25 protein-coding genes are annotated in these 25,398 nt (G+C 41.1%); 18 read left to right on the plus strand and 7 right to left on the minus strand.

The window, feature by feature from the left end; genetic code table 11:
• Window positions 1–131: 131 nt before the first annotated feature.
• Genes NSA57_RS11635 through NSA57_RS11645 form a run of 3 tightly spaced genes read right to left on the minus strand, consistent with a single transcriptional unit; the run spans window position 132 to window position 2,539 of the window.
• Window positions 132–863 carry an ABC transporter permease gene (locus NSA57_RS11635; protein ID WP_022066833.1) on the minus strand — a complete coding sequence of 244 codons (732 nt, stop codon included), beginning with the start codon at window positions 861–863 and terminating at the stop codon, window positions 132–134.
• Window positions 864–866: 3 nt separating this feature from the next.
• On the minus strand, window positions 867–1,628 hold the full coding sequence (locus tag NSA57_RS11640; protein ID WP_147600027.1) for an ABC transporter permease: 762 nt from the start codon (window positions 1,626–1,628) through the stop codon (window positions 867–869).
• A complete protein-coding gene (locus tag NSA57_RS11645) occupies window positions 1,625–2,539 on the minus strand; it encodes an ATP-binding cassette domain-containing protein (protein ID WP_022066835.1) in 915 nt (304 codons plus the stop codon). The genes NSA57_RS11640 and NSA57_RS11645 overlap by 4 nt, the downstream gene beginning before the upstream one ends.
• 187 nt (window positions 2,540–2,726) lie before the next feature.
• On the opposite strand from NSA57_RS11645, the gene NSA57_RS11650 reads away from it, so the two are divergent.
• The 3 genes from NSA57_RS11650 (at window position 2,727) to NSA57_RS11660 (ending at window position 6,687) form a co-directional block, all read left to right on the plus strand.
• Window positions 2,727–3,449, plus strand: coding sequence for a response regulator transcription factor (locus NSA57_RS11650; RefSeq protein ID WP_022066837.1), 723 nt, complete (start codon window positions 2,727–2,729; stop codon window positions 3,447–3,449).
• Window positions 3,446–4,840 (plus strand): HAMP domain-containing sensor histidine kinase, encoded by a 1,395-nt coding sequence (locus NSA57_RS11655; protein ID WP_022066838.1) that lies wholly within the window; start codon window positions 3,446–3,448, stop codon window positions 4,838–4,840. Before NSA57_RS11650 ends, NSA57_RS11655 begins: the two co-directional genes overlap by 4 nt.
• Window positions 4,841–4,962: 122 nt before the next feature.
• Window positions 4,963–6,687, plus strand: a complete 1,725-nt coding sequence (locus NSA57_RS11660) for an ABC transporter ATP-binding protein (RefSeq protein ID WP_257464915.1) — start codon at window positions 4,963–4,965, stop codon at window positions 6,685–6,687.
• 74 nt (window positions 6,688–6,761) lie between these two features.
• Here NSA57_RS11660 and NSA57_RS11665 read toward each other — a convergent pair whose 3' ends face one another.
• Both NSA57_RS11665 and NSA57_RS11670 read right to left on the minus strand, forming a co-directional pair.
• Window positions 6,762–8,246 carry a DUF4179 domain-containing protein gene (locus tag NSA57_RS11665; RefSeq protein WP_306814097.1) on the minus strand — a complete coding sequence of 495 codons (1,485 nt, stop codon included), beginning with the start codon at window positions 8,244–8,246 and terminating at the stop codon, window positions 6,762–6,764.
• Window positions 8,243–8,761, minus strand: a complete 519-nt coding sequence (locus NSA57_RS11670; protein WP_022066841.1) for an RNA polymerase sigma factor — start codon at window positions 8,759–8,761, stop codon at window positions 8,243–8,245. Before NSA57_RS11670 ends, NSA57_RS11665 begins: the two co-directional genes overlap by 4 nt.
• A gap of 320 nt (window positions 8,762–9,081) precedes the next feature.
• On the opposite strand from NSA57_RS11670, the gene NSA57_RS11675 reads away from it, so the two are divergent.
• The 6 genes from NSA57_RS11675 (at window position 9,082) to NSA57_RS11700 (ending at window position 15,409) form a co-directional block, all read left to right on the plus strand.
• Window positions 9,082–9,765, plus strand: a complete 684-nt coding sequence (locus NSA57_RS11675; RefSeq protein WP_257464916.1) for a response regulator transcription factor — start codon at window positions 9,082–9,084, stop codon at window positions 9,763–9,765.
• A complete protein-coding gene (locus NSA57_RS11680; RefSeq protein WP_257464917.1) occupies window positions 9,762–11,315 on the plus strand; it encodes a sensor histidine kinase in 1,554 nt (517 codons plus the stop codon). The genes NSA57_RS11675 and NSA57_RS11680 overlap by 4 nt, the downstream gene beginning before the upstream one ends.
• 392 nt (window positions 11,316–11,707) lie before the next feature.
• On the plus strand, window positions 11,708–12,328 hold the full coding sequence (hisH, locus tag NSA57_RS11685) for an imidazole glycerol phosphate synthase subunit HisH (protein WP_173752975.1): 621 nt from the start codon (window positions 11,708–11,710) through the stop codon (window positions 12,326–12,328).
• A 1-nt stretch (window position 12,329) separates the two neighbouring features.
• On the plus strand, window positions 12,330–13,088 hold the full coding sequence (gene hisF, locus NSA57_RS11690; RefSeq protein ID WP_147600033.1) for an imidazole glycerol phosphate synthase subunit HisF: 759 nt from the start codon (window positions 12,330–12,332) through the stop codon (window positions 13,086–13,088).
• Window positions 13,089–13,101: 13 nt separating this feature from the next.
• Window positions 13,102–13,785: a uracil-DNA glycosylase gene (ung, locus tag NSA57_RS11695; protein WP_022066846.1), complete on the plus strand. Its 684-nt coding sequence runs from the start codon at window positions 13,102–13,104 to the stop codon at window positions 13,783–13,785.
• A 10-nt stretch (window positions 13,786–13,795) separates the two neighbouring features.
• Window positions 13,796–15,409, plus strand: a complete 1,614-nt coding sequence (locus NSA57_RS11700; RefSeq protein ID WP_138270792.1) for a putative polysaccharide biosynthesis protein — start codon at window positions 13,796–13,798, stop codon at window positions 15,407–15,409.
• A 41-nt stretch (window positions 15,410–15,450) separates the two neighbouring features.
• Here NSA57_RS11700 and NSA57_RS11705 read toward each other — a convergent pair whose 3' ends face one another.
• Window positions 15,451–15,951, minus strand: a complete 501-nt coding sequence (locus tag NSA57_RS11705; RefSeq protein WP_022066848.1) for a methylated-DNA--[protein]-cysteine S-methyltransferase — start codon at window positions 15,949–15,951, stop codon at window positions 15,451–15,453.
• 97 nt (window positions 15,952–16,048) lie between these two features.
• Window positions 16,049–16,243 (minus strand): helix-turn-helix domain-containing protein, encoded by a 195-nt coding sequence (locus tag NSA57_RS19950; RefSeq protein ID WP_257464935.1) that lies wholly within the window; start codon window positions 16,241–16,243, stop codon window positions 16,049–16,051.
• A gap of 207 nt (window positions 16,244–16,450) precedes the next feature.
• Between NSA57_RS19950 and NSA57_RS19630 the strand changes: the two genes are divergently transcribed.
• From NSA57_RS19630 to NSA57_RS11750, 9 genes are all read left to right on the plus strand, one after another.
• Window positions 16,451–17,149: an AIPR family protein gene (locus NSA57_RS19630; protein WP_330671336.1), complete on the plus strand. Its 699-nt coding sequence runs from the start codon at window positions 16,451–16,453 to the stop codon at window positions 17,147–17,149.
• Window positions 17,150–17,332: 183 nt separating this feature from the next.
• Entirely contained in the window at window positions 17,333–17,635 is a 303-nt protein-coding gene (locus NSA57_RS19635) for a hypothetical protein (RefSeq protein ID WP_330671337.1), read from the plus strand.
• A 402-nt stretch (window positions 17,636–18,037) separates the two neighbouring features.
• On the plus strand, window positions 18,038–20,008 hold the full coding sequence (locus NSA57_RS11720; RefSeq protein WP_257464918.1) for an AAA family ATPase: 1,971 nt from the start codon (window positions 18,038–18,040) through the stop codon (window positions 20,006–20,008).
• Window positions 20,001–21,062 (plus strand): 5-methylcytosine-specific restriction endonuclease system specificity protein McrC, encoded by a 1,062-nt coding sequence (gene mcrC / locus NSA57_RS11725; protein ID WP_257464920.1) that lies wholly within the window; start codon window positions 20,001–20,003, stop codon window positions 21,060–21,062. The genes NSA57_RS11720 and mcrC overlap by 8 nt, the downstream gene beginning before the upstream one ends.
• A gap of 51 nt (window positions 21,063–21,113) precedes the next feature.
• Window positions 21,114–22,517, plus strand: a complete 1,404-nt coding sequence (locus NSA57_RS11730) for an ATP-binding protein (RefSeq protein ID WP_334304833.1) — start codon at window positions 21,114–21,116, stop codon at window positions 22,515–22,517.
• Between the two features lie 326 nt (window positions 22,518–22,843).
• Window positions 22,844–23,242: a single-stranded DNA-binding protein gene (locus NSA57_RS11735; RefSeq protein ID WP_257464922.1), complete on the plus strand. Its 399-nt coding sequence runs from the start codon at window positions 22,844–22,846 to the stop codon at window positions 23,240–23,242.
• Between the two features lie 323 nt (window positions 23,243–23,565).
• A complete protein-coding gene (locus NSA57_RS11740) occupies window positions 23,566–23,856 on the plus strand; it encodes a DUF3847 domain-containing protein (RefSeq protein WP_257464923.1) in 291 nt (96 codons plus the stop codon).
• A gap of 3 nt (window positions 23,857–23,859) precedes the next feature.
• Window positions 23,860–25,095 carry a MobQ family relaxase gene (mobQ, locus tag NSA57_RS11745; RefSeq protein WP_257464924.1) on the plus strand — a complete coding sequence of 412 codons (1,236 nt, stop codon included), beginning with the start codon at window positions 23,860–23,862 and terminating at the stop codon, window positions 25,093–25,095.
• Between the two features lie 29 nt (window positions 25,096–25,124).
• Window positions 25,125–25,376 (plus strand): hypothetical protein, encoded by a 252-nt coding sequence (locus NSA57_RS11750; RefSeq protein WP_257464925.1) that lies wholly within the window; start codon window positions 25,125–25,127, stop codon window positions 25,374–25,376.
• Window positions 25,377–25,398: the final 22 nt, after the last annotated feature.

Raw genomic sequence — 25,398 nt, forward strand, 5'->3', positions numbered from 1 at the left:
GTTTTGTTTTTTCCATTTATCTTCTGACTTGGGAAACAGCTGGTTCCGTTTTCATTAATCTGGTCAAAATATCTCCCAAATTGCTTCGGGTAATGGCAGCTTCATGGTATGCCCTGGGGGAAAGCTTTTGTTCAGGCATGGATATCCCGATGTTTCATTTCCCATACAGATGCGGCGCTGAATATAACAGTAAACAGGCATACAGAAATAAAAAACGGCAGCATTTCACCGGACATGGTATTTTCGGATTTGTTGGCATTCATTCCGAGAAGCATCAGGCAGTAGGGCCAGAAGAGATCCGCTCCTTCGCTGTTCAGTACAGTGCCGAGAACGCTTCCTACCAGACCAATAGCAATAGGTATGGAAAAACTCCGTATTTTCATAGAGAGAAAAAGCTGAAGAGCGCATATGGGAAGCGCTCCCACAGTACCCCGGAGAAGCCAGAAAAAAATATCAGGAGGGAATAACCCGGGAAGCCCGGCTATTTTTCCGCAGACCAGATATAAGATTCCTGTCCAGAGCTGTGTCAGCAGTGTGATTGTCAGGATAACTGTAAGTTTTGCGAAATAAATGCAGCATACAGGAACTGGGGCAGTCATAATGGAATTCCAGTTATTGTTTCGATGTTCCAGACGCCATAAGTAGGAGCAGTAAAGTCCGATCAGCGGTGCAAAAAAGAAACTGGCATAAAATAAAGTATGCTGTGTCCAGAGAGAATACCATTCTGATTTTAAAATTCCCAGATTCTGAAGATAATTAAAGGTTCCCATAATTGCCGGAATAATGGGAATCAGAATACAGGCCGGCAGGATCAGTGAATGACGCAGTTTTTTGCGCTCAGCAAGAATACAGCGGGTAAGCATAGGTTAGACCTCCTTTTTTACAACGATCATGCGACAGATAAAATAGATGAAAACACCTGCCGCCAGAAAAAGCAAAAACCGGGACAACGGGAAGGAAAGCACATAATAATCAATAATTCTTGTATCAGGATCCCAGTTCATACCGACTACAGAAAAATTTGCGTAATAGCCCCAGAGAACCAGACGCGCTACAGGCTTTGGGAAAAACAGAGAAAAAAGCCCCAGGAAGCTGCCGCCAATTCCAATCCCCAGAGGAAGAAGCTGACTGTGGGACATCAGTGACAGAGTCTGCTGTATGGAGAGAACCACAGTACTGACCGCAAAGGTTGTAATCAGATATATGAAAAATATAGAAGGACGGATGGTACCTAGATGGTTTACGGTTCCAAAGAAGAGAATCATAAGTCCCTGTCCAATAACAAAAACGGTTATATATCGGAGACAGTTCAGATATTTAAAGTCAAAAAAGCTTTCTTGCTTCTGCATAGTATAAAGAATTTTCAGGGTATCTCCTTTTACTTCCATATCACAGACCCGACTGGCAATCACAGAGATCATTAAGGGCATCAGAAGCGTGTTCATGACAGGCAGATTGTAGAACAGCATCAGATACCCCTGTGAAAATTCAGAGGGTTTCATAGAACTAAGCTGCCACATGGTCCAAAGGATTTCAAAACCCAGAAAGCCCAGTGGAACAAGAAGAGCCTTTGTATGGCGGATCTTCTGGCGCTCTGCCCGTAGTTGTCTTGCTGTTATAGAAATCATAAGCTCACCTGCTTTCCTGTAAGATGAAGGAAAATCTCTTCAAGGCTCATCTGCTGTTCTTCCAGTCTTAAAATTCCAATACCGGAATTTACCAGAAGAGAAACTGCCTGCATGATCCGGTTGTCTTCCAGAGTATTCAGCATGATTCTGCCATTCTGCCAGTGGCAGGAGATACCGGAGTGCTTCAGGTATTGAAGGGCTGTCTGATCATCTGAGGTGTGAAGCAGCATTTTTGAACGGCTATGTTCATGAAGAACAGAAAGGCTGTCCTGAAAGATCAGTGCTCCCTGGTTGATAATTCCTACATGAGATGCCATTTGGTCTATTTCTGAGAGAAGATGGCTTGAAATAAGAACTGTAATGCCCAGGGTCTCGGGCAGGGAACAGATCAGTTCTCTCATTTCCTGGATTCCGGCCGGATCCAGACCGTTGGTAGGCTCATCCAGAAGGAGAAGCTTTGGTTTTCCCAGAAGAGCTGCAGCCAGTCCAAGACGCTGCTTCATTCCAAGAGAATACTGACTGACTTTTTTGTTTTGCTGTTCTTCCATACGAACAATAGAAAGAACTCTGGAAATGTCTTTTTCCGGAACATTTTTCAGTGTACATATGATCTGCAGGTTTTCTTTTCCTGTAAGATGACCGTAATAAGCTGGCGATTCAATCAGAGATCCTGTATCTGAGAGGATGCTCAGACGGTTTCTGGAGCAGACTTCTTTTCCGAGAATCTGGATTTTGCCCTCTGTGGGTCTGATAAGCCCCAGAAGCATTTTTAGAGTTGTTGATTTTCCCGCGCCGTTTGGACCGAGAAAGCCATAAATGCTTCCTCCGGGAATACGCAGATCCAACTGGCTTACAACTGTTTTGTCCTTGTATTTTTTTGTAAGAGAATTTGTGGTAATGACAGGTCCCATATAAAGTTCCTCCTGTAAAGTGAATTGTTATTTTCTGAACTGATTACAGTATAAAATATCAGGCTTATGTGAGACTTAACAGTACCTTATTTTTAGCTTAATTTTATACAGGAGAAGTTGGAATGGGTACAAAAATAAATTATAATAGGAAAAGAAATGAAGAGGAGACAGACCGGAGGGAAATTTTATGGACATATATGAACGAAAACTGATGCTTGTAGATGACAATCAGGAACTTCTGGAGATGATTGCAGACATTTTAAGACATAGCGGTTATAAAAATATAGTAAAAGCAAAATGCGTGCAGGAAGCTCTGACGGTTTTTCAGATGGAAAAGCCGGACATGGCAGTTTTGGATGTGATGCTGCCGGATGGAGACGGATTTCAGCTGTTTCAGAAGCTGAGAGAAAACTCAGAGATTCCCATTCTTTTTCTGTCTGCCAGAGATGAGGACAGAGACAGACTTTTTGGGCTGGGTCTGGGAGCTGACGATTATATTACCAAACCATTTCTGCCGCCGGAGCTGGTGCTTAGAGTTACTGCCATACTAAAACGAACCTATCGTATGGAAAAAGAAAAAACTCAGGAGGAACATATTCTGCGTCTGGGCAGCCACGAAGTGCTGTTTGACTATGGGATTGTGCGTTTTCAGGGAAACGAGACTTCTCTTACGGCAAAAGAACTGGCATTGCTTTTAAAGCTGCATGAAAACAGAGGCAGGATCGTTACCTTTGATGCTTTGTGTAATGCGGCCTGGGGAGACGGTTATTATGGGTATGAAAATACGCTGATGGTGCATATCCGGCATCTGAGAGAAAAAATTGAGGAGGATCCCTCTCATCCGCAGTGGCTTCTTACTGTACGGGGACTGGGCTACCGGCTGGCAGAAGGAAAGGGAGAAAAGCCATGAAGAGCCTGTTTAAGATTATCAGCCGGTATTCTGTCACAGCCGGTATGATTATTGGTGTTATATTGATCAGCAATATTGCTGTTTTTGTGGCGGTGGGCTACCATAACATGGTTTCTGCAGGAGCCCCGGATTTTAAGAGAAGCGCTCTGGAAAGTGTTGGAAAGGAATTTTATCAGGAAAATGATACCTGGCAGCTGTCTGACACAGGGAGACAGGAGCTGAAAGAGGCAGATTTTAAGTGGTGTATGGCACTTGATGAACATGGGGAGGTTGTATGGGAATGGAAGCTTCCTGCAGGCTTTGACCGCTCCTATACAATTTCAGAAGTGGCACGGTTTTCAAGATGGTATCTTCATGATTATCCGGTAGCGGTCTGGGAAGCCGGGAAATTACTTCTGGTAGTGGGACTTGATCCGGAATTTTTTTTCAGATACAGTGAGATTCTTACTCTTACAAATTTTACTATGATTCCGCAGTATGTGAAATGGGCTCTGATTGTGAATACGATCGTGATTATTGTTTTTGTATTTTTGCTGGGATATCGGTTTTATCAGGCGCTGAAGCCTCTGGGCAGGGGCCTTGAGAAATTATCCAGGGAAGAGGAGGTAAAGCTCAGGGAAAAAGGTATGACAGGTATTCTGGCAGCGCAGCTTAACCGGACTTCTGAAATACTTCAGGAACAGAAAAAACGGCTGACCAAAAGAGATCTGGCAAGAACGGAGTGGATTGCAGGTGTTTCTCATGATATTCGTACGCCTCTGGCGTTAATTGTAGGTTATACGGACCGCCTTTCCAAAAGTCCCAATCTTAATCAGGAGGAGAAGGCTTTGGCTGATGCGGTGTGCAGACAGAGCTTAGTGATCCGGCAGCTGATCACGGATCTGAATCTTACATCAAAGCTGGCATATGAGGCACAGCCATTGAATAAAAAAGAGTGTTCTCCTGCTCTTATTCTCCGGGAGTGTGCGGCAGACATTTATAATGAAAAAATTGAACAGGATAAAGGACAGGAACCGGAGGTGGATGTGGAGCTTTTGATTCCTGCAGACATGGAGAAGGTCCGTATTTTTGCAGACAGCGGTCTGCTCAAACGTGCGTTGAGGAATCTGATCGGAAACAGTGTAAGGCATAATCCGGGAGGGTGCCAGGTTATGGTAAGGCTGTACGAAAAAAATGAAAAAATATACATTTCTGTAAAAGATACGGGAAAAGGAGTCCCGGAACTTGTGGTGCAGAACATGGACAACCAGACAGATAAAGTCCATATTATGGGATTAAGGCTTGCCAGACAGATTGTAAGGGCTCACGGAGGAGAACTGATTTTTGAGAAAAGGGAGTCGGGCACTTATGATGTGACCCTGGAACTGTCCGTATCGAAACTGCATCCGTAGGGAGAATGCCTCTTTTTGTTTTAGGCTCGCTTCAGTACCTGGAAGAGTCTATTTTCCGATTGTATTTCGTGAAGATAGCGTCTATAATAGGTATGACTAAAATGAAAGGATAAGAGGTAATTATGTACACGCTTAAAAAATTTATCCGTTACTACGGACCTTATAAAACCGTGTTTTTTCTGGATCTTCTGTGCGCCGCCATTATCAGTCTGGTGGATTTGGCATTTCCGCAGATTCTGAGAACACTGACAGCAACTGTTTTTACAGAAGAGCCTTCCACTATCCTGAAGGCCCTTCTTCCCATTGGCCTGTGCCTTCTGATCATGTATGTCATTCAGAGTTTTTGTGTGTATTATGTGGGCTATCAGGGCCATATGATGGGAGCAAAGATGGAGAGGGATATGAGACAGCAGCTGTTTGACCATTATGAAAAACTGTCCTTTTCCTACTATGATCAGAACAATTCCGGACAGATGATGAGCAAGCTGGTATCCGACCTTTTTGATATTGCGGAGTTTGCCCATCATGGTCCTGAGAACTTGTTTATCTCTCTGATCAAGATTGTGGGATCATTTGTTTTCCTGTTTCTTATTAACTGGAGACTGGCAATTCCGCTTCTGATCCTGGTATTGATCATGCTGGTGTTTTCCATGAAGCAGAACCGGAGAATGCAGGAAACCTTTATGGATAACCGCAGAAAGATCGGTGATGTAAACTCCAGCCTTCAGGATACTCTGGCAGGGATCCGTGTGGTACAGTCCTTTGCCAATGAAGAAGTGGAGCGCAGAAAATTCGGAAAAAGCAATCAGGCTTTTCTTCACTCCAAGGATGCAAACTACAGCTGCATGGGGAATTTCATGGGCTGGAACCGTTTCTTTCAGGGAATGATGTACCTGGTGACACTGGTGTTCGGCGGACTTCTTATTGCCAGAGGAAAAATGAATGCCGGAGATCTGGCCATGTATGCTTTGTATATCGGTATTTTTGTAAGTCCTATCCAGATTCTTGTGGAGCTGATCGAAATGATGCAGAAAGGCTTTTCCGGCTTCCGGCGTTTTCTGGATGTAATGGAGACAGAGCCGGATATTGTAGATGCTCCGGATGCAGAGCCTCTTACGGATGTGAAAGGAGAGGTTTCCTACGAAAACGTGTCCTTCCATTACAGTGATGATGAGACTCTGGTTCTTGATAATATTTCTTTTACCATTCCTGCAGGACGCTCTATTGCACTGGTAGGTCCTTCCGGAAGCGGCAAGACTACCATCTGTTCCCTGCTTCCAAGATTCTATGATGTAACCGGAGGCCGGATCACTATTGACGGCAAAGAGGTAGGAAAGCTGACTCTGGAATCTCTGAGAAGCCAGATTGGTCTTGTGCAGCAGGATATTTATCTTTTCGGAGGAACCATTAAAGAAAATATTGCTTACGGCAAGCCCTCTGCTTCCATGGAAGAGATTATTGAGGCTGCAAAAAAAGCAAATATCCATGACTTTATTATGTCCCTTCCTGAGGGATATGACACCTTTGTAGGAGAGAGAGGAACAAGGCTTTCAGGAGGACAGAAGCAGAGGATTTCCATTGCCAGAGTATTTCTGAAAAATCCGCCTGTTCTGATTCTGGACGAAGCCACAAGCGCTCTTGATAATGAAAGCGAGCGCTGGATCCAGAAAAGTCTGGAGGAGCTTTCCAGGAACCGGACAACCATTACCATTGCCCATCGCCTTTCCACCATACGGAATGCAGATGAGATTTTGGTGGTTGCAGATAATGGAATTGCAGAGCGCGGTTCTCATGAGGAGCTTCTGGCAAAAAACGGAATCTACGCGCATTATTATCAGATGTCCTGATAAAATTATAAATCCCGGAGAGGAATTTCTGGAGTCTGCCAGTAAATCCTTCTCCGGGATATTTTTATGAGAACTTATTTGTCAAAACTGACGGTTTTGTGATATCTTGCATTGGCATCCAGCAGGGCTTTCCATTCTGCATTGTCCAGCTCTTCATTGTAATACTGAACTTTCAGTTCATCCATGTACTGCATATAATCCAGAAGATAGATATCTATGAATGAGATATTTTTGTCCTGTATCGCGTAATTATAAGAGTCAGAGGAAGAGCGGTTGTACGGCAGCATATTGCCGTCAGCATCCAGAGCAACCAGGAAACAGTCGCTGTCAGAACCTTCTTTATACAAAGGAGTAATGGTGATTTCATAAGGCGTTCTGGCAATGGAGGCAAGTCCGATGCCTTCTTCATTGGTTTCATTGATTTCCAGAGTTTCCGTCAGGGAATTATCTACTGTTACCGGGATTTCAAAGCTCCAGTCCCCTTTAAACCAGTAATTCTGATATTTATTGGGATTCTGAGAATATTCTTCCGGCATCTGGTTCATAATTTCCTGAAATTCTGCCTCTGACATGGCTTCCAGTTCCTCCTGGGTATATCCACTGTCCCAGAATTCAGGTTCTGCTTTGTATCCGATAAATTCCTTAAAGGTCAGGTTCAGAGTATAAGTTTCCGGAGTAACAATGGGCTTGACATACTGAGACTGGAGAGCGCCGCCCCGTGCTAAAACACGGCCGTTAAATTCTTCCAGGTTAGCATGGCCTTCTTCTGTTTCATCATTGATATCATCCATGGTAATCCCCATTTCTGCAAGAATCTCATCCACCATTTCCTGATATTTCTGTTCAAATTCAGCGGTATCTTCAAACTGAGTATCCAGCCGTAAAATAGCTATGTAGGTATGGTCATCCGTAAATTCTCCTTCCGGATTGATATACTGCATACCAGGATTCATACCCGTATCTTCCAGGAAGCTGTATCGGGGTTCTGTTACAAGAGAGATGCATGGTTTTCCGTCCTGATCCATCAGAGTATCCGGGAACGGTTCTTCGCTGACTGCTTTTACCGTAATATAGCAGGTCAGATCGTTTGCATAAATTTCAGACAGGGTTATGGTGAGTCCGTCCTGTGTTTTTGTGAAAACTGTTTCCCGGGGAGTTTCATCAGCGGAAGATGTCTCCGGAAGTTTCTCTGTATCTGAGGTTGGAGCGGCAGACTCTTCAAGAGAGGTTGCCTTATCCGAGAAATTCCCGAAAAAGCTTACTTTATCCTGAAGCTGTTCAAAAATTCCTCCGATGAGCGGAAGCTCTCTTGCCATAACCGGGTTGGCTGCGCAGAAAATAAATCCAACTGCCACAGCGGCTGCCAGACCTCCGGCAACCTTTGCCCCTGTTTTCATCCAGTGGTAGGGATTACGGGTCTTTTTTTTCTGTTTGACCGTATGTTCCTCGATCATGCGGTAGGCTGTATTAATTCTTTCATGGACAACTGCCGGCAGGGCGATATCCCTGTTCAGATCGTCTTTTAATTTTTTTTCATTATCGTTGAATGTAATCATCATGCATGTCCCTCCCTGGTCTGATACTGGCAGGCTTCTGAGAGCAGTTTCCGTCCTCGCTGAAGCCGGGTTTTTACTGTACTTTCTTTCATATTCAGAATCTGGCTGATATCGCTGGTGTTAAAACCTTCCATATAATACAGAAGGAGAATGATCCTGTATTTTTCATCTAAAGGAGCCAGAATCTGATTCCACTCGGTGGTTTCAAAATCGTCTTCGTAAAAAGGAGTGTCCGGAATACTGTCTGTATACACTGTCAGTTTCTTTTTGTGAAGAATATCCTTGCATTTGTTGATCAGGATCCGTGTAAGCCATGTCTGAAAATATTTGTTGTTTTTCAGACTCAGAAGATTTTCATAACAGGATAAGATGGTATCCTGTATGGCATCTGCGGCATCCTCATCGTTTTTCAGATAGGAACGGGCAATTTTGTACATGCTCTGTGTCTGCGTATCCATCAGACGGCAGAAGGCATCGGAATCACCCTTTTTTGCTTTTCGCAGTAAGTGTTCAATCATAGATTTCCTCCCCTGGTTTTCTGACCGGTCGTGGCTGGGATGTTAAAGTAGAAGCTTCTTTGTTTTTGTGTATCTGCTTATTAGACGGCGGAAAAACAAAAAAGGATTCAAAAAGTACAAAATTTTTAAAAAATCTGTTTGGGCGTTCACAGAAGAAACATAAACTTCTGATATCATAAATAGAAAAATAAAAACAGATTTGTCCAGGCTGAATGGAAAGACACTTCTTTCGCACAGGACAAGAAAAACGGTAAAATAAAAATTGTTTTGCCTGTAAAAATCTCTTATAATCATTATAAATCAAAACGGGAGGTATTCATATGGAAGCCCTGAAAATACTTGTAGTAGATGACGAAAGCCGTATGCGGAAGCTGGTAAAGGACTTCCTGACCAAAAAAGGCTTTCAGGTTCTGGAAGCAGGAGACGGTGAGGAAGCCATGGATCTTTTTTATAAAGAAAAGGACATTGCTCTGATCCTTCTTGATGTAATGATGCCAAGAATGGACGGTTGGGAGGTCTGCCGTGAAATCCGCAAAAATTCCAAAGTTCCTATTATTATGCTTACAGCAAGAAGTGACGAGAGAGACGAGCTTCTGGGATTTGAACTTGGCGTGGATGAATATATTTCCAAACCTTTCAGTCCAAAGATCCTTGTGGCAAGAGTAGAGGCTATTTTGAGAAGAACAGGACAGGATACTGCAGACAATATTCTTTCAGCAGGGGGAATCGTTATAGATAAAGCAGCTCACCAGGCAACTGTGGACGGAGAACCTATGGAACTGAGCTTTAAAGAATTTGAGCTTCTCACATATTTTCTGGAAAATGAGGGGATTGCTCTGTCCAGGGAAAAAATTCTCAATTCTGTATGGAATTATGACTATTTTGGGGATGCCCGTACCATTGATACTCATGTAAAGAAGCTGAGAAGCAAAATGGGAGAAAAGGGCGAGTATATTAAGACAGTATGGGGAATGGGCTATAAATTTGAGGTTGACGAAGCATGAGCCGGAAACTGCTTCCAGAAAAGAAAAGCCTGCAGATAAAAAAGTCGGAAAAAACTCATAAGAAGAAGGTTTGTTCCCTGAGACATCAGCTGGAATTTTTCTTTATCGGTTTGCTGGTGGTATCTATGTGTACCATCACCGCTATTAATTTTTTGTTTCTGGAACGGTACTATATCACAAAAAAAACAGAGGTTCTGGAGGCCGCAGTCAATGATCTTCAAAAACTGAAGATTGTAACAGATGCAGAAGGAAACAGCACAGCAGAGATTTCTGACAGCCTGAAAAGAGAATGTTCAGAAAATAATCTTACCTGGACTATTATTACAGTAGATGGAAAAGAGGTTGCATCTGAGGGCGGCAATGAAAAAATGCTGCAGGCCCGCCTCATTGGTTATGCCTATGATCTGGATGAGCAGAAAGGCTGGACGAAAATTCTGGATTCAACAGATACTTATGTGATCCAGCAGGTCAGCGACAGGTTTGTGGAAATGGATTATGTAGAAAGCTGGGGCGTGCTGGATAACGGGTGCTTCTTTCTGATCCGGACGCCGCTGGAAAGCATTCGCGACAGTGTTTCTATTTCCAACAGCTTTTACTTTTTTGTGGGAATCCTGATCATTACAGTCAGCGCAGTTATTTTATGGGCAGTGACAAAAAGGATCACCAATCCCATCAGCGAACTGACGGTTCTTTCCAGCAGAATGAAAAATCTTGATTTTGATGCAAAATATAAATGCAGGGCAGGAAATGAGATTGACGAGCTTGGAGAGAATTTTAACAAAATGTCAGAAGAGCTGGAAAAGACAATTTCCGAGCTGAAATCTGTAAATAATCAGCTTCAGAAGGATATTGAGAATAAGATTCGTATCGATCAGCAGAGGCAGGAGTTTCTGAATAATGTGTCTCATGAACTGAAAACGCCTATCGCTCTTGTGCAGGGATATGCAGAGGGGCTGAAGGAAAATATTTCAGACGATCCGGAAAGCAGAGAGTTTTACTGTGATGTGATCATGGATGAGGCGGCCAAGATGAATAAGCTTGTGAAAAATCTTCTGACGCTGAATCATCTGGAAGAAGGCCGGGACGAAGTAAAAATGGAACGCTTTGACATTGTAAGCCTGATAAAAGGCATTCTTCAGTCCATGGACATTATGATCCAGCAGAAGGAGGCAAAGGTCAGCTTTGAGGCAGAGGAGCCGGTGTATGTATGGGCAGATGAATTTCGGATTGAAGAGGTTGTTACCAATTATACCAGCAATGCGCTGAATCATCTGGACGGAGACAGAGAAATTGAAATCTGTGTGTGTCCGGAAGGAGACAGAGTAAAAATTACTGTGTTTAATACGGGAATCCCCATACCGGAAGCAGATATCCCGAATCTCTGGAAAAAGTTTTATAAAGTGGATAAAGCAAGAACCAGAGAATACGGAGGAAGCGGAATCGGACTTTCTATTGTCAAGGCAATCATGGAAAGTCATAATCAGGAGTACGGTGTCCGCAATTATGACAATGGTGTGGAATTCTGGTTCACCCTTGACAGGGCAAATTGAGATAAAAGATTGAGACAAAAATCGACAGATGTGAAGAAAGCTCTTTGCATCTGTCTTTTTTTAGGGTATACTTGACGTAGCCGTTGAAGAGATGAATACAGAACGGATTCATTTTGCCGGATATATCAGAAACGGAAACACATAAAAAAGATCAGGTTCATGGGAAAGAAGAGATTTCCGGAACCGGAAAATAAAAACAGAAGCGGATAAGGATTACAGGACAGACGGTGTGCAGCAGATGCGTTTCGGGATTGAAAAACAGAAAGAAAATCCGGAAATGAATAAAAGAGTGCAGGGCACTGTAAGAGATCTGTTTTTCGGATCTGCAAATAAAAGAACATAAATGTATAAAATGTGAGTTTTTGTAAATTTTTAACAAAGAGGAAAGATATATGATCGGTATTATAGACTATGATGCAGGAAATATCAGAAGTGTAGAAAAAGCTCTCTCCTATCTGGGAGAGAAAACAGTTGTTTCCCGGGATCCGGACATACTGAAAAGTGTGGACAAAGTAATTCTTCCAGGAGTGGGAAGCTTTGGGCAGGCAATGGAAAACCTTCACAGATATGAGTTGGTTCCGGTGATTCGGGACATGATAGAGGATGGAAAACCATTTCTTGGAATCTGCCTGGGACTGCAGCTTCTTTTTGAGAGCAGTGAGGAAAGTCCGGGAGCAGAGGGGCTTGGAATCCTGAAAGGAAAAATTCTGAAAATACCTTCGTCTCCGGGCTTGAAGATCCCTCATATGGGATGGAATTCCCTGCAGCTTCAGAACAATGGAAGACTGTTTCGGAATATTCCTCAGGATACGTATGTATATTTTGTACATTCTTACTATCTTCAGGCACAGGAGCCGGAAATTGTAAAGGCAGTAACCGGATACGGTACGGAGATCCATGCTTCTGTAGAAAAAGACAATGTATTTGCCTGTCAGTTTCATCCGGAAAAAAGCGGAAAATACGGACTTGAAATTCTGAAGAATTTTGCAGAGCTTGGCAGAGAGGAGAGATGATATGTTTACAAAAAGAATCATTCCCTGCCTGGATGTGAACCGGGGACGGGTGGTAAAAGGTGTAAATTTTGTTGACCTGAAGGATGCCGGAGATCCTGTGGAAATTGCCAGAGCTTATGATGCGGCAGGAGCAGATGAGCTGGTGTTTCTTGATATTACAGCTTCCTGCGAAAACAGAGATACGGTAACAGATATGGTACGGGCAGTTGCTTCCAGTGTGTTTATTCCCTTTACCGTAGGCGGCGGAATCCGCACCGTAGATGATTTTAAGAAGCTTCTCAGAGAAGGCGCGGACAAGATTTCTGTAAATTCTGCGGCAATTGACAGACCACAGTTGATCACAGAGGCTGCGGAAAAGTTCGGAAGTCAGTGCGTGGTAGTTGCTATTGATGCCAGACGAAGAGATGACGGAGGCTGGAATATTTACAAGCATGGCGGAAGACTGGATACAGGAATAGACGCTGTCTGGTGGGCAAAAAAGGTGGAAGCGCTTGGCGCAGGAGAGATACTTTTAACCAGCATGGACTGTGACGGTACAAAAGCCGGATATGATCTGGAACTGACTCAGACAGTGGCGGATGCAGTGAATATTCCCGTAATCGCCTCAGGGGGAGCCGGCACTCTGGAACATTTTTATGAGGCGTTTACAAAAGGAAAAGCAGATGCAGTTCTTGCTGCGTCATTATTTCATTACAAAGAACTGGAAATCGGTCAGGTGAAAGACTACCTGGCAGAAAAAGGAATTTCAGTAAGAAGATAAAGAGGTGACAGTTATGGCTCCTTTGTCAGGAGAGTGGCTGGAAGCGCTGAAAGGCGAATTTCACCAGTCATATTATGCAAAATTATACAAAACAGTAATGCAGGAATATAATACCAGAAAGATTTTTCCTCCTGCAGAAGATATGTTTAATGCATTTCATTTTACACCGCTCAGTGAGGTGAAAGTGGTGATTTTGGGACAGGATCCTTATCATAACGACGGACAGGCCCACGGTCTGTGTTTTTCCGTAAAAAAAGATGTGGAGATCCCTCCGTCTCTTGTAAATATTTATCAGGAGCTCCATGATGATCTTGGCTGTTATATTCCGGATAACGGATATCTGGAAAAATGGGCGCGCCAGGGTGTGCTTCTGTTGAATACAGTGCTTACAGTGCGGGCGCATCAGGCCAATTCACACAGAGGAATTGGCTGGGAACAGTTTACAGATGCAGCCATCCGTATTCTCAACGAACAGGACCGACCCATTGTATTTCTTCTCTGGGGACGTCCGGCCCAGATGAAAAAATCCATGCTGAACAATCCAAAACATCTGATCCTGGAAGCTCCGCATCCCAGTCCGCTGTCTGCTTACAGAGGATTTTTCGGCTGCAGACATTTCAGCAGAACAAATGAATTTTTAAGAGAAAATGGTCTGGAACCAGTTGACTGGCAGATCGAAAATAAAGATCAGGTGTGAAGGAGACATCATGGGAAAAAAGAATAATCTTGTAAGAAATGCCTCCTTTTTGATGATCGCGGCAATGATATCCAAGATCATCGGCCTGTTGTATAAAAGTCCCTTATCCTCCATTGTAGGGAATATGGGAATGGGCTATATCAGCCTTGCCCAGAATGCCTATATGATCCTTTTGATGATCGCATCTTTCAGTATTCCTCAGGCAGTATCGAAGCTGATCTCAGAAAGGATTGCGTTAAGAGATTACAAAAACGCACAGAAAATATTCAGAGGGTCTATGATCTATGCGGCTGTTGTAGGCGGAGCAGTAGCTCTCTTCTGCCTTTTTGGCGCCAGATTTATTATTCCCCGCAATCAGCCCAATGCAGTTCTGGCTTTGCAGATTTTATCCCCTACCATATTCCTTTCGGGAATTCTCGGCGTGTACAGGGGATATTTTCAGGCATACAGAAATATGCTTCCCACATCTGTTTCTCAGATTCTTGAACAGATTTTTAATGCTATTGTAAGTCTTCTTGCAGCATGGCTTTTTATCAAAAATATTTCAGATGGAACGCCGGAACAGGTGGCAAAATGGGGAGCTGCCGGCTCAACAGTTGGAACAACAGCCGGAGTCGTGACAGCGCTTTTGTTTATGATGATGGTCTACGGAATGAACCGGAAAGGCATCCGCGCCAGAGTAAAAAGTGACCGGAGACACAGAGAAAAATCATATGGGGATATCCTGAAACTGATCATGCTGATCGTATCTCCGATCATTCTCAGCGCATTTATCTATAATGTAAATGGGTATCTGAACGGTGTTCTTTATTCGGAAATTCTCGGAACACAGGGAGCAGATGCAGACAAATTAAGTATGATGTATGCAGAGTATGCAACTTACTTTATGAGTATTATCAATATTCCTCTGACCCTTTCCAGTGCAGCGCCCACCTCTATGATTCCTGAGGTTTCGGCTCTTTATGCTACAGGCGCAGTAAAAGAAACCAGAAGAAAAATTGATCAGACAGTGCAGCTTTCCATGTTTATTTCTGTTCCCTGTGCAGTAGGCTTAGCCGTTCTTGCACAGCCAATCGTATCCCTGCTGTTTGGAGGAACCAATGGTACAGCAGGAAAGCTTCTGATGCTGGGCTCCTTTACTATTCTGTTAAATGGAATGTCAAATATTTCAAACGGAGTGCTTCAGGGAATTGGAAGACCAAAGATTCCAATGATTACCGCTGCAGTAGCGCTGGTGGTCGATGTGGTAGCTGTTGTTCTGCTTTTACTCTTTACAGATCTGGGAATTTATTCTCTGCTGGTTGCAATGATTATTTATGCGGTTGTTGTATGTATTCTGAACGACAGGGCTATGAAAAAATACCTTCGATATAAAAATCCGTGGAGATTTGCATACCTGAATCCAATCCTTGCATCTATACCTATGGGAGCTGTGGCAGGGCTTGTATATTATGGTCTGTACAAACTGATTCAGTCAAATGTGATCTGTCTGTGTCTGTCCATTGCACTGGGAGGTGCAACCTATTTTATAGTATATATTTTAATGGAAAAGCCTTCTCGGGAGAGGTTGAGAAGAATGCCGGGAGGCGCTGTTCTGGTAAAAATATTTGGAAGAATGTTCTGAGTAAATGAAATGAAAAGGTAATCAGATAAAGAAAAAGTCCCTCAGTATCGGGGGACTTTTTCCAGTTCCAGAAGCTTTATTTTTCGTTCCAGTCCTCCGGCATATCCGGTAAGACTTCCCTTACTTCCAAGTACTCTGTGGCATGGTACAATAACAGATACTGGGTTATGCGCCACCGCGTTTCCTACGGCCTGCGCAGACATGTGCTCCAGACCTCTTTTTTGTGCAAGAACAGCAGCGATTTTTCCATAAGTGACCGTGGTTCCATAAGGAATATCACAAAGGATTTCCCATACTTCTTTTTGAAATTCTGTTCCCCTCAGATGCAGAGGAACAGAAAAATCAGGTTTCTGTCCGGAAAAATAAAGATCCAACCAGATCTTTGCCTGCCCTAATACCGGACAGGTTTTTTCCTCGTGACTTTCATCTAGGTGAAGCGCAAAATATTTCTGCCCATAAAACCATAATCCTGTCAGTCCTATGTTATCCGCTGCCAGAAGAATTTCTCCAAGAGGGGATTGATAACGGCTGGTGTAGTGCATAATACCACCTCCATGTAAGTGTGATTGTATGGGCGTATTATAATTCCTTCAGCGGGGAAAAACAAGGGGGAGGAAGAGAACTGTATAGTGGGTAAAATTAAAAAGTATTTTTTCCTTTTCTGTAGGTATGGATGATTTCGGAAAATAAATCCACAGGGTTTTCTTCGAGCGCAGTAGAAAGCAGTATTAATTTTTCAATACTGATCCAGTTTTTCCCAGATTCAATATTTGCCAGATGACGTGGAGAAAGCCAGTCGCTGTTATCAAATAATTCAGAATTTCTGAGTTCAATAAAATGTTCTCATGTTTTATATTCAGCGCCCAGTGCTTTTCGTTTTTCTTTGAGCATTTCTCCGACTTTTACTAATCCAGGATCATATTTCTTTCGTTCAGACATAAAAACCTCAATTATGCACTATGGTGCATTTACTATATATACTAAACTCAAAGCAACAGTTCTTGGAAAAATCAGAAGAGAGGATTTTATAGGAACAAAAGATTGACGTTTAAGGTAAATGCAGTGCCGACATTAACATCCCCTTACAGGCGAGATGAAAAAGAATCGGGAATGTATGAAACGATTTATTATCTTCTTGTCAATATGAGAGATCTGCCGGAGAACATTCCAATGGATGTGAATCCCCGTGTTCCTAAGATGGGAACCAATGTGGCAAAGAGACTGATTCATGCAGTTGTGGAGCCGGAAACAGATTTTTATGTTAACAACAGGGGAATTGTAATTTCTGCTCAGGCCTTTAGTTTTAACAGTACAGACTCAGAGGTAACTATTGATCTGGGAGAACAGAACGATGAAAATGACAGATTCAGTTATGGAATTCTGGATGGCGGACATACCTATACAGCAATTATGCAGAACCGGGATAAAATTCCGGAAAACATCGAAAAATATGTACGTATTGAAGTAATTATCAATGTGCTTAACATTACACGGCTTTCCGATGCCAGAAACACATCCGTACAGGTTTCAGATATTGCCCTATTTAATTTGGAAGACAGTTTTGAGGATATTCACAGGGTCATTAAAGATGAAACTTATGCAGAAAAAATTGCATATAAGGACAATGAAAACAAGCCGATTAATGTTTCGGAGCTTTTGAGACTTCTGTATGCATTTGATATAAAAAAATATCCGGATGACAGTATGGCGCCTATTCAGAGCTATTTCGGAAAAGCCTAGGTATTTAAGCGATATAAAGAGGCCTACAATACCGGCTTTTATAAAGCTCTGACAAAAGAACTTCCTGTTCTGGTAAAACTGTATGACTATATTGAACAGGATCTTGCCAATAAATATAATGAGTATAAAAAGTCGCTGGGTTTTTCTCATCCACATTTTGGGAATGTAAAAGGTATAGAATATATGGAACGGGGAGGAAAAACAGGATTTTTACAGAAAGAAACCATGTATATGATTTCCAGCGGATATATTTATCCTATATTTGTAGTTTTCAGGCCATTGCTGGAATATTTTAAGGAAACAGAAACAGTAAACTGGCTGTTTGACCCGTTGGAAGTATGGGATGAGGTTGGGGCAAGCCTTGTACAGAATACATTTGAGACAAGCAACAATCCCCAGCTGACAGGTAAAGATAAACAGCTGTGGCTTTCCAATTATCGTATTGTAGAAACTCAAAGTTTGAGGAAACTTTTGAAAAGAAGATAGAGAAGAATGTCTGTTGGAAGGATATGCGGAAATATATTTTGTGAATTCTGGGAGTTTTATAGATTGTAGAGCGAATAAAACAAGAAGAAAAGTGTGTATGGTAAAAATAGTGTTTGTATGCCACGGCACTCTTTGAAAGCTTCTCCAAAAAGCCAGTAAAATCAAGGCCTGGAAGGCATTGGCGGTTGAAAAATAACCCGATAATAACCCACGGTATTTTGTGCAGATATTACATGTAAATATAGATGATTTTTGGGACGCAACATGATAGAAGAGCTGTAAGATTTTGAAAAGAAAATCTTATGGCTTTTTTCTGTGAAACAAATCGAATTGAAAAGACAATGTTGATAGGTTATAATTTTTATATCTCTGTAGACGGAATATATTAGATGGAGGATGTAAATGTTTGACCAAGAAAAATTAGTAGCAGTTATTGCTGCTTATAAAGATTATTTTCCAAATCATTGGAAAGATGAAAAGTATAAGTGGGAGGCAATCCAGTATTTCCAAGAACATTGGAACATATCTGCCGAGAATTTCCTTGATATGTTTATGGAAGCAACAGATAAAACCTATAATTTGCTGGCTAATATGAATAATTATCCCCGGGGTATGATTAAATCATTTGCTATGGCTGACCCAGAAGCTGTTCGATCTATGTTTATGGCTCTTTTTGATGAATCTCAAAATCTGGCACAGCGTATTGAACAATTTATAACATCAGCAGAAAATTTACGTGTCAAATATGATGATGGTACGTGGAAACAGCATTATCAGACAGCAAATGCGATCAGTACATATCTTTGGCTTAAATATCCGGATAAATATTACATCTATAAGTATTCTGAAGTGCGTGCAATTGCGAGGGAGATAGGAAGCGATTTTGTACCTAAAAAAGGTGGATCGGTATCAAATATAGAAAATAGTTATAAACTTTACGATGAGATTAGAAAAAAGCTTGCTAGTGACAGTGAGCTTGATGAAATTTTACAAAATGTTTTGAATGAAGATTGTTATCCAGATCCAAGAAAAATAACGATGACGTTAGATGTAGGATTTTTTGTTAGTAGATTCTATAATCAGCAAAAAGAAATTGACCTAAATTCCTTGCATTCAGATGCAAAATTCTCAAAATGGTATGCACCTGTTATCGAATCTTTGTATAAAATGGGTGGAAGTGGAAAAAGACCAGATGTTCACCAGAAAATTATTAAAGATTATGGTATTACAGACGATGAACTTAAAGTGGTAAATTCTACCGGTAATGCCCAGGTACTAAATGATATAGATTGGGCTCGCAATTATTTGGTTTATGAAGGTGTTCTTGATAAAGGTGAGAACGGTTTGTGGACACTTACGGAGTTGGGGAAAAAACTCATAATAACAGAGGAATTGGCAAGTAAACTTACCGCTAAATGGGTTAAGATAAAGACAGCAGAAAGAGAACATAGATACGTACCAGACATAGATTTGACGCCGTATTATGTGTATAGAACAGACGGTAATCAGAATTCTATTGCCTTATATAAAAAAGAAGATTTTCTTAATGAAGTGTATATGGCAGAAGAAAACTATAATACTTTAGTAGACCTTCTTAAAAACAAAAAGAATTTAATCCTTCAAGGAGCACCAGGGGTGGGAAAAACTTTCGCTGCTACGAGATTGGCATATTCTATGATGGGCGAAAAGGATGATTCCAGAATTGAGTTTGTTCAGTTCCACCAGAATTATTCATACGAGGATTTCATTATGGGGTATAAGCCACAAGATGAAGGATTTAAACTTACAAATGGCATTTTCTATCAGTTTTGTATGAATGCAGCCGAGCATCCGGATAAGGACTACTTTTTTATTATTGATGAAATCAACCGTGGAAATATGAGTAAGATTTTTGGCGAGTTATTGATGCTTATTGAAAAGGATTACAGAGGTACAACGGTTACACTGGCATATTCAAGAACAGCTTTTTCTGTACCAAAGAATCTTTATATTATTGGCATGATGAATACTGCCGACAGAAGTCTGGCGATGATTGATTATGCGCTTAGAAGAAGATTCAGCTTTTATGAGATGGAGCCTGGATTTAATTCAGAAGGATTTAAAGCATATCAAGCATCACTGAAAAATGAAACTTTCAATACTCTTATAGAACAGATTATTGATTTGAATAGGGAAATCAATATAGATGATTCTCTTGGACCGGGGTTCCGTATTGGTCACAGTTATTTTTGTGGTCAGGAAGAATGTACTGAGGAATGGATGAAGGCAGTTGTGTATTACGATATTATTCCGATGTTGCAAGAATATTGGTTTGATGATAGACAAAAGGTTAAGCGGTGGGAAAATCTATTAATAGGAGTATTCAATGACTAACGATAAAGGTATTTTTATCAAAAATATTTATTATATGCTTGCCTATGCATTTCAAGTCCTTAGACAGAAGAATTATGATAATGTTGCAGCTGAAGATTTTGACAATGTACAGGATTTATTTGCAGCAATTCTTGCAAAAGGTGTTTCGCAACAGCTTAAACAGGGACTTTATCGAGAGTACATTACGAAAAATGAAGACTTGTCCATTTTGCGTGGCAAACTGGATATTTATGGAACTATTAAAAACCAAATTCAAAGGAAGATGCTTTTGTCTTGCGAGTATGATGAACTCTCAGTAAACAATATCTTTAATCAGATATTGAAGACTACAATAACTATTCTGATCAAGGATACTGGAGTAAAAAAATTGCATAAGGCGGAGTTAAAGAAGATAGTTCTGTTCTTTAATGAGGTAGATGAAATAGGACTTTCAAATATTAGATGGGACAGTCTGATATATCAACGCAACAATCAGAATTATGAGATGCTTATGAATGTTTGTTATTTTGTATTAGATGGAATGATTCAGACTACAAACAAAGGTAATTATAAGATGATGTCTTTTTCTGATGAGCATATTCATAGACTTTATGAGAAATTTGTATTGGAATACTTCAAGCAACATCATTCCTATTTGTCAGAAGCAAGGGCTGCTCAGGTTAAGTGGGATTTGCCTTCGGATACAGAAGAGAGTATGATACGATTTCTGCCTGTTATGCAGACAGATATTTTCCTCAGATATAAAGAGCAAATTTTAATAATAGATACAAAATATTATGGGCATACTATGCAGATGCAGTATGACAAGGCAACGCTTCATTCGGGAAATATGTATCAGATTTTTACATATGTTAAGAATCAAGATGTGAAGAATACAGGTAATGTATCTGGGATGTTGTTATATGCAAAAACAGAGGAAGCAATCACACCAGATTGCAGTTTTGTGATGGGCGGAAATAAGATTAGTGTAAAAACATTGGATTTGAATAAAGAGTTTAAATTAATTGCAGCTCAGTTAGATAAGATTGTTGAAGAGTATTTTCGAAAGATATAGTTAGACTTATAGAATGGAAAGTGTTGGGAATATTTATAATTTAGAAAGTTGGTGGAAAGCTTGGATATAAAACAATTAATCGGTGAAGCAACTGAATATGACAAAAAGCTATCTTTGGAAGCGAAGAAACCAAAGAGTTGGTGTAAAAGCGTAAGTGCTTTTGCAAATACACTTGGTGGAGCGTTAATCTTTGGAATAGCCGATAATGATGAAGTTGTAGGACTTGAAAATCCGAATGGTGATGCTGAGAAAATAAGTGAAATCATTAAGACAAGGATGGATCCAATTCCAGAATTTCGTCTTCGATTTGAACAGGTCGAAGATGGAAAAGTATTAATTATACTGGATATTTTCAAAGGTGAAGAGACACCGTACTATTATTCGGGTGATGGTGTGCTGGAAGCATATGTTCGTGTTGGAAACGAGAGTGTGAAAGCGACATCAACGGAATTGAAAAGACTGGTGTTGCGCGGTAGAAATACATCTTATGATTCACAGATTTCTACGTATAAGGTGGAAGATTTTGCTTTTTCCAAACTCCGGGAAAGATATAAAAAATGGACAGGAAATAGTTTTGATGAGAAAGATCTTATATCATTTGGGTTGGCGAATGAGCAAGGATATTTGACAAATGCCGGAGCCTTGGTTGCAGATGAAAGCCCTATTCGATGGTCAAGATTATTTTGTACCCGGTGGAATGGATTAAATAAAAGCGGTGGTACAATAGATGCATTTGACGATGCGGAATATTCTGGAAGTGTATTGTCATTAATTGATAATGGAGAAGCTTTTATTAAGAGAAATGCGAAATTAATGTGGAGAAAGACTGCTAATTCCAGAGAAGAAATGCCGGAATATGTAGAACGTAGTTATCATGAAGCATTGGTTAATGCATTGGCTCATAGAGATTATCTTGTGAATGGTAGTGAAGTGCATATTGATATTTACGATGATCGTATGGAAATTTATTCGCCAGGAGGCATGCCGGACGGTTCCATTATTCAGGACAGAGATCCACTTACAGTTCCATCAACGAGAAGAAACCCGGTTTTGGCAGATATATTTAATCGGCTGGGATATATGGAACGTAAAGGTAGTGGATTCGGAAAAATCATCGGTGGCTATGAATTTCAGATCAACTATGATGAAAGTAAAAAGCCGTCTTTTAGATCGGATCGGTACCAGTTTACAGTTGTGATGCCAAATTTGAATTACAATGTCCCTCAGGATGTCCCTCAGGATGTCCCTCGGAATGTCCCTCAGAAAAAAGAGAGTAATCCGTTGGAAATTCAAATATTGAATATGATAAAAAAGGATAATAAAATCAGTACAGAAAAAATGGCAATGACGTTAGGAATAAGTTCCAAGACTGTAAAACGTCACATCAAAGATATAGGTATTATACGATTTATTGGTCGTGGTTCCAATGGACATTGGGAAATAATTGATGATTAGAAATACAACTTAATATCATGTATAGCAAAGCTATAAGATTTCAAAAATGGAGTCTTATAGCTATTTTTTTGCGCAAAAATAAAAAAATATTCGCCAACACCCTGTAAAAACACCGTTTTTCTTTTGTATATGTGAGAGATAAAAACAAAAAAATAAAATTTTTTGCATTTGCCCACTGTATTTTACCCTCTGAGCGTTTCGTTATATGAGGGCGTAAAAAAGAAAGTCTGATGCAATGGTAATAAATTGTTTTTGTGCTCTCAATTGAATCCAGGCCTGATTCATATGGAACAAGTAGATCAGAACAAAAAAAGGAGGAAGATGAGATGAACAAAGTGATTTTAATGGGACGGCTTACAAAAGCTCCGGAGATTAAATATTTGCAGGATGATAATAAAACCGCAATGGCGCGATATATGTTAGCGGTTGACCGGAGATATGGAAAAGACCGGGAAAGGGAAGCTGATTTTATTTCCTGCGTGACATTCGGAAAGAATGCAGAGTTCGCGGAAATCTATTTGAAAAAGAGAACCAAGATTGTCATCAGCGGACGAATCCGCACAGGAAGTTATACGGACAGCGAAGGAGTGAAAAGATACAGCAGCAATGTTGTTGTGGAAGAACATTTTTTTGCTGAAAACAAGAAAGCATCCGATACGGATTCAAAAGATGAGAAAGATGGATTTATGAGTGTGCCGGAAGATGAGGAGCTGCCGTTTGAGTAGAAAGATCTCTGGAGCTTAAGCGGAAGAGCGCACTTATATACTTTAGCAAGTATGTGCGTCCTCCGGAAGGGTACTTCTTTCTGGAAGCTATTCCAAAAGAAGTTTTCGGATTGCATCCGGTGAAGGAGTATCCCTTCCGGCATAGATGCCTAACCCATAAAAAGAAAACACGAAAACAGAAATAAAAGGAGGAAGTTGATTATGCAAAAAAAGAAAATTTTCAGGAATATGTAACACGTACACAAAATGAAATCGCAGGGATTGAATCGAAAATCGAAGCGGAAGAATTGAAAAAACTGCAATTAGAACACAAGATGCAGTGATTGCAGAATGTTACAGAATATAAGGTGAATAAATCGAAAAAAGCGAGAGTGAGTCGCCTGATTACAAGGGGAGCTGCGATTGAATGTATTTGCAAAGATGTGGAATTGCTTGATAAAGCAGAGTTCTTTCTTCTGGCAGAAAGGATTTTCTCGGATCCGGTTCTTTGTGATGAGATTGCAAAAATGGTTGTTGGAAGAAGAGATCGTATAGAAGCAGGAGAAGCAGAACTTCAAAGCACCATTGAAGACTTAAAAGAAGCTGGATATTGGAAGTCCAGCAGAAAGGAGTAGGAGATGGCAAGCTATCATTTTCATTTAACACAGGTGAAGAGAAGCAGAGGACAGTCCGTGATTGCTCAGGCGGCATATCGCGCAGGAGAAAAGCTTTACAGTACCTACTATGGAGAATCCAGTGATTTTACAAGAAAACGTGGCGTGGTCATGGCAGAAATTTGTCTGCCGGACCATGCACCCAGAGAATATGCTGACAGGGAAACTTTGTGGAATGCGTTGGAATGGGCGGAGTCCGGAAGAAAAGCACAGCTGGCTCACAGCTTTGATATTACGCTCATGAACGAGTTTTCCATGGAAGAAAACATTGAAATGGCACGGGCATTTGTCCAGGAAGAACTGGTGTCCAGAGGCATGATTGCCGATTTTGCAATTCATGATCCAGTGCGGCCGAAAGGTGCAGAACCTAATCCACATATCCACATCTTAGTTCCGATCCGTCCTCTGAAGGAAGATGGAACCTGGGGGATAAAAGAAAAGAAGATATCGGTGATGGATGAGCAGGGGAATCCGGTTTTGGATAAAAATGGAAAACAGGCATACCGTGCAGTATCCACAACCGGATGGAGCAGCAAGGAGATGCTGATCTATCTGCGAAAAAACTGGGAAAATCGGTGCAATGAAAAGTTTAAAGAAAAAGGATTATCTGTTCGAGTCGATGCACGTTCTTTCAAAGAACGGGGGATTGACCGAATCCCGATGATTCATGAAGGACCACATGTACGCGCAATGGAAGCAAAAGGAATTCGGACTGCATTAGGAAATCTGAACCGGCTGATCAGTCAGTTTAATCAGATAGCTATGGAAATCACAGTGCTGAAATCTTGGATATCAGAAAAAATATATGAACTGAAAAGGCAGATGTATTATGTGCAGAAGCCAACACTTGCAGGGTATTTACAGCGATATTATGACGAGAGAAACCGAGTGGCGAGAACCTATCAATATAGAAGTCAGAAAGCGATGAACACAAATCTGAAACAACTTGCTGAGACAATCGCATTTCTGTCAGACGAAAATATTGATACACCAGAAGAACTGGAACAGCGGATTCAGGAACTGAGCAGCCGAGGCCATGATTTGCAATACGATCTTGATGAGGCGGACAGTTTGATTCAGGAGATGAAGAAGTTGATAAAGGCATGGGATGATTATGAGACATTTCGACCGGTTTATGAAGAGTATAAAAACAAATTTTTCGGCAAAGAAAAATTTAAAAAGGGCATGCAAAAGAACTGAATCGGTACTACAGAGGGAAAAGAATCGTCATGGGAAACAGGAATGCAGAAGGGAAAGTGCCGGTTTCCAATTGGAAAAAATATCTGATAAATGCAACGGAGGAGAAGGAAACTTTAGAAGCGGAGAAAAAGGAAGTTCTGGAAAAGCTTCGACCATTGCAGAAAGTACAAAGGTCCGTTGATCTGGTAATGATGGAGATAGAAGATCAGCCAGATCCAGAGAATTTGCTTGCAGAAGAAAAACAGAATGCAGAGATCAGATCCAAAAGAAAGATAGAGTAAAGAAAAAATTATATGGAGTGGA

The sequence above is a fragment of the Blautia caecimuris genome (assembly GCF_024622975.1).
GTDB lineage: Bacteria > Bacillota > Clostridia > Lachnospirales > Lachnospiraceae > Blautia_A > Blautia_A caecimuris.

Bases quoted from the DNA above. Each gene is read 5' to 3' on its own strand.
- NSA57_RS11650 (WP_022066837.1), top strand. From the start codon at position 2,727: ATGGACATATATGAACGAAAACTGATGCTTGTAGATGACAATCAGGAA.
- NSA57_RS11675 (WP_257464916.1), top strand. From the start codon at position 9,082: ATGGAAGCCCTGAAAATACTTGTAGTAGATGACGAAAGCCGTATGCGG.
- hisF (WP_147600033.1), top strand. From the start codon at position 12,330: ATGTTTACAAAAAGAATCATTCCCTGCCTGGATGTGAACCGGGGACGG.
- NSA57_RS11645 (WP_022066835.1), bottom strand. From the start codon at position 2,539: ATGGGACCTGTCATTACCACAAATTCTCTTACAAAAAAATACAAGGAC.
- NSA57_RS11660 (WP_257464915.1), top strand. From the start codon at position 4,963: ATGTACACGCTTAAAAAATTTATCCGTTACTACGGACCTTATAAAACC.
- ung (WP_022066846.1), top strand. From the start codon at position 13,102: ATGGCTCCTTTGTCAGGAGAGTGGCTGGAAGCGCTGAAAGGCGAATTT.
- NSA57_RS11640 (WP_147600027.1), bottom strand. From the start codon at position 1,628: ATGATTTCTATAACAGCAAGACAACTACGGGCAGAGCGCCAGAAGATC.
- NSA57_RS11750 (WP_257464925.1), top strand. From the start codon at position 25,125: ATGGGAAACAGGAATGCAGAAGGGAAAGTGCCGGTTTCCAATTGGAAA.
- NSA57_RS11735 (WP_257464922.1), top strand. From the start codon at position 22,844: ATGAACAAAGTGATTTTAATGGGACGGCTTACAAAAGCTCCGGAGATT.
- NSA57_RS11720 (WP_257464918.1), top strand. From the start codon at position 18,038: ATGTTTGACCAAGAAAAATTAGTAGCAGTTATTGCTGCTTATAAAGAT.
- NSA57_RS19635 (WP_330671337.1), top strand. From the start codon at position 17,333: ATGGAACGGGGAGGAAAAACAGGATTTTTACAGAAAGAAACCATGTAT.
- NSA57_RS11665 (WP_306814097.1), bottom strand. From the start codon at position 8,246: ATGATGATTACATTCAACGATAATGAAAAAAAATTAAAAGACGATCTG.
- NSA57_RS11655 (WP_022066838.1), top strand. From the start codon at position 3,446: ATGAAGAGCCTGTTTAAGATTATCAGCCGGTATTCTGTCACAGCCGGT.
- NSA57_RS11705 (WP_022066848.1), bottom strand. From the start codon at position 15,951: ATGCACTACACCAGCCGTTATCAATCCCCTCTTGGAGAAATTCTTCTG.
- NSA57_RS11700 (WP_138270792.1), top strand. From the start codon at position 13,796: ATGGGAAAAAAGAATAATCTTGTAAGAAATGCCTCCTTTTTGATGATC.
- mobQ (WP_257464924.1), top strand. From the start codon at position 23,860: ATGGCAAGCTATCATTTTCATTTAACACAGGTGAAGAGAAGCAGAGGA.
- NSA57_RS11635 (WP_022066833.1), bottom strand. From the start codon at position 863: ATGCTTACCCGCTGTATTCTTGCTGAGCGCAAAAAACTGCGTCATTCA.
- hisH (WP_173752975.1), top strand. From the start codon at position 11,708: ATGATCGGTATTATAGACTATGATGCAGGAAATATCAGAAGTGTAGAA.
- NSA57_RS11670 (WP_022066841.1), bottom strand. From the start codon at position 8,761: ATGATTGAACACTTACTGCGAAAAGCAAAAAAGGGTGATTCCGATGCC.
- mcrC (WP_257464920.1), top strand. From the start codon at position 20,001: ATGACTAACGATAAAGGTATTTTTATCAAAAATATTTATTATATGCTT.
- NSA57_RS11680 (WP_257464917.1), top strand. From the start codon at position 9,762: ATGAGCCGGAAACTGCTTCCAGAAAAGAAAAGCCTGCAGATAAAAAAG.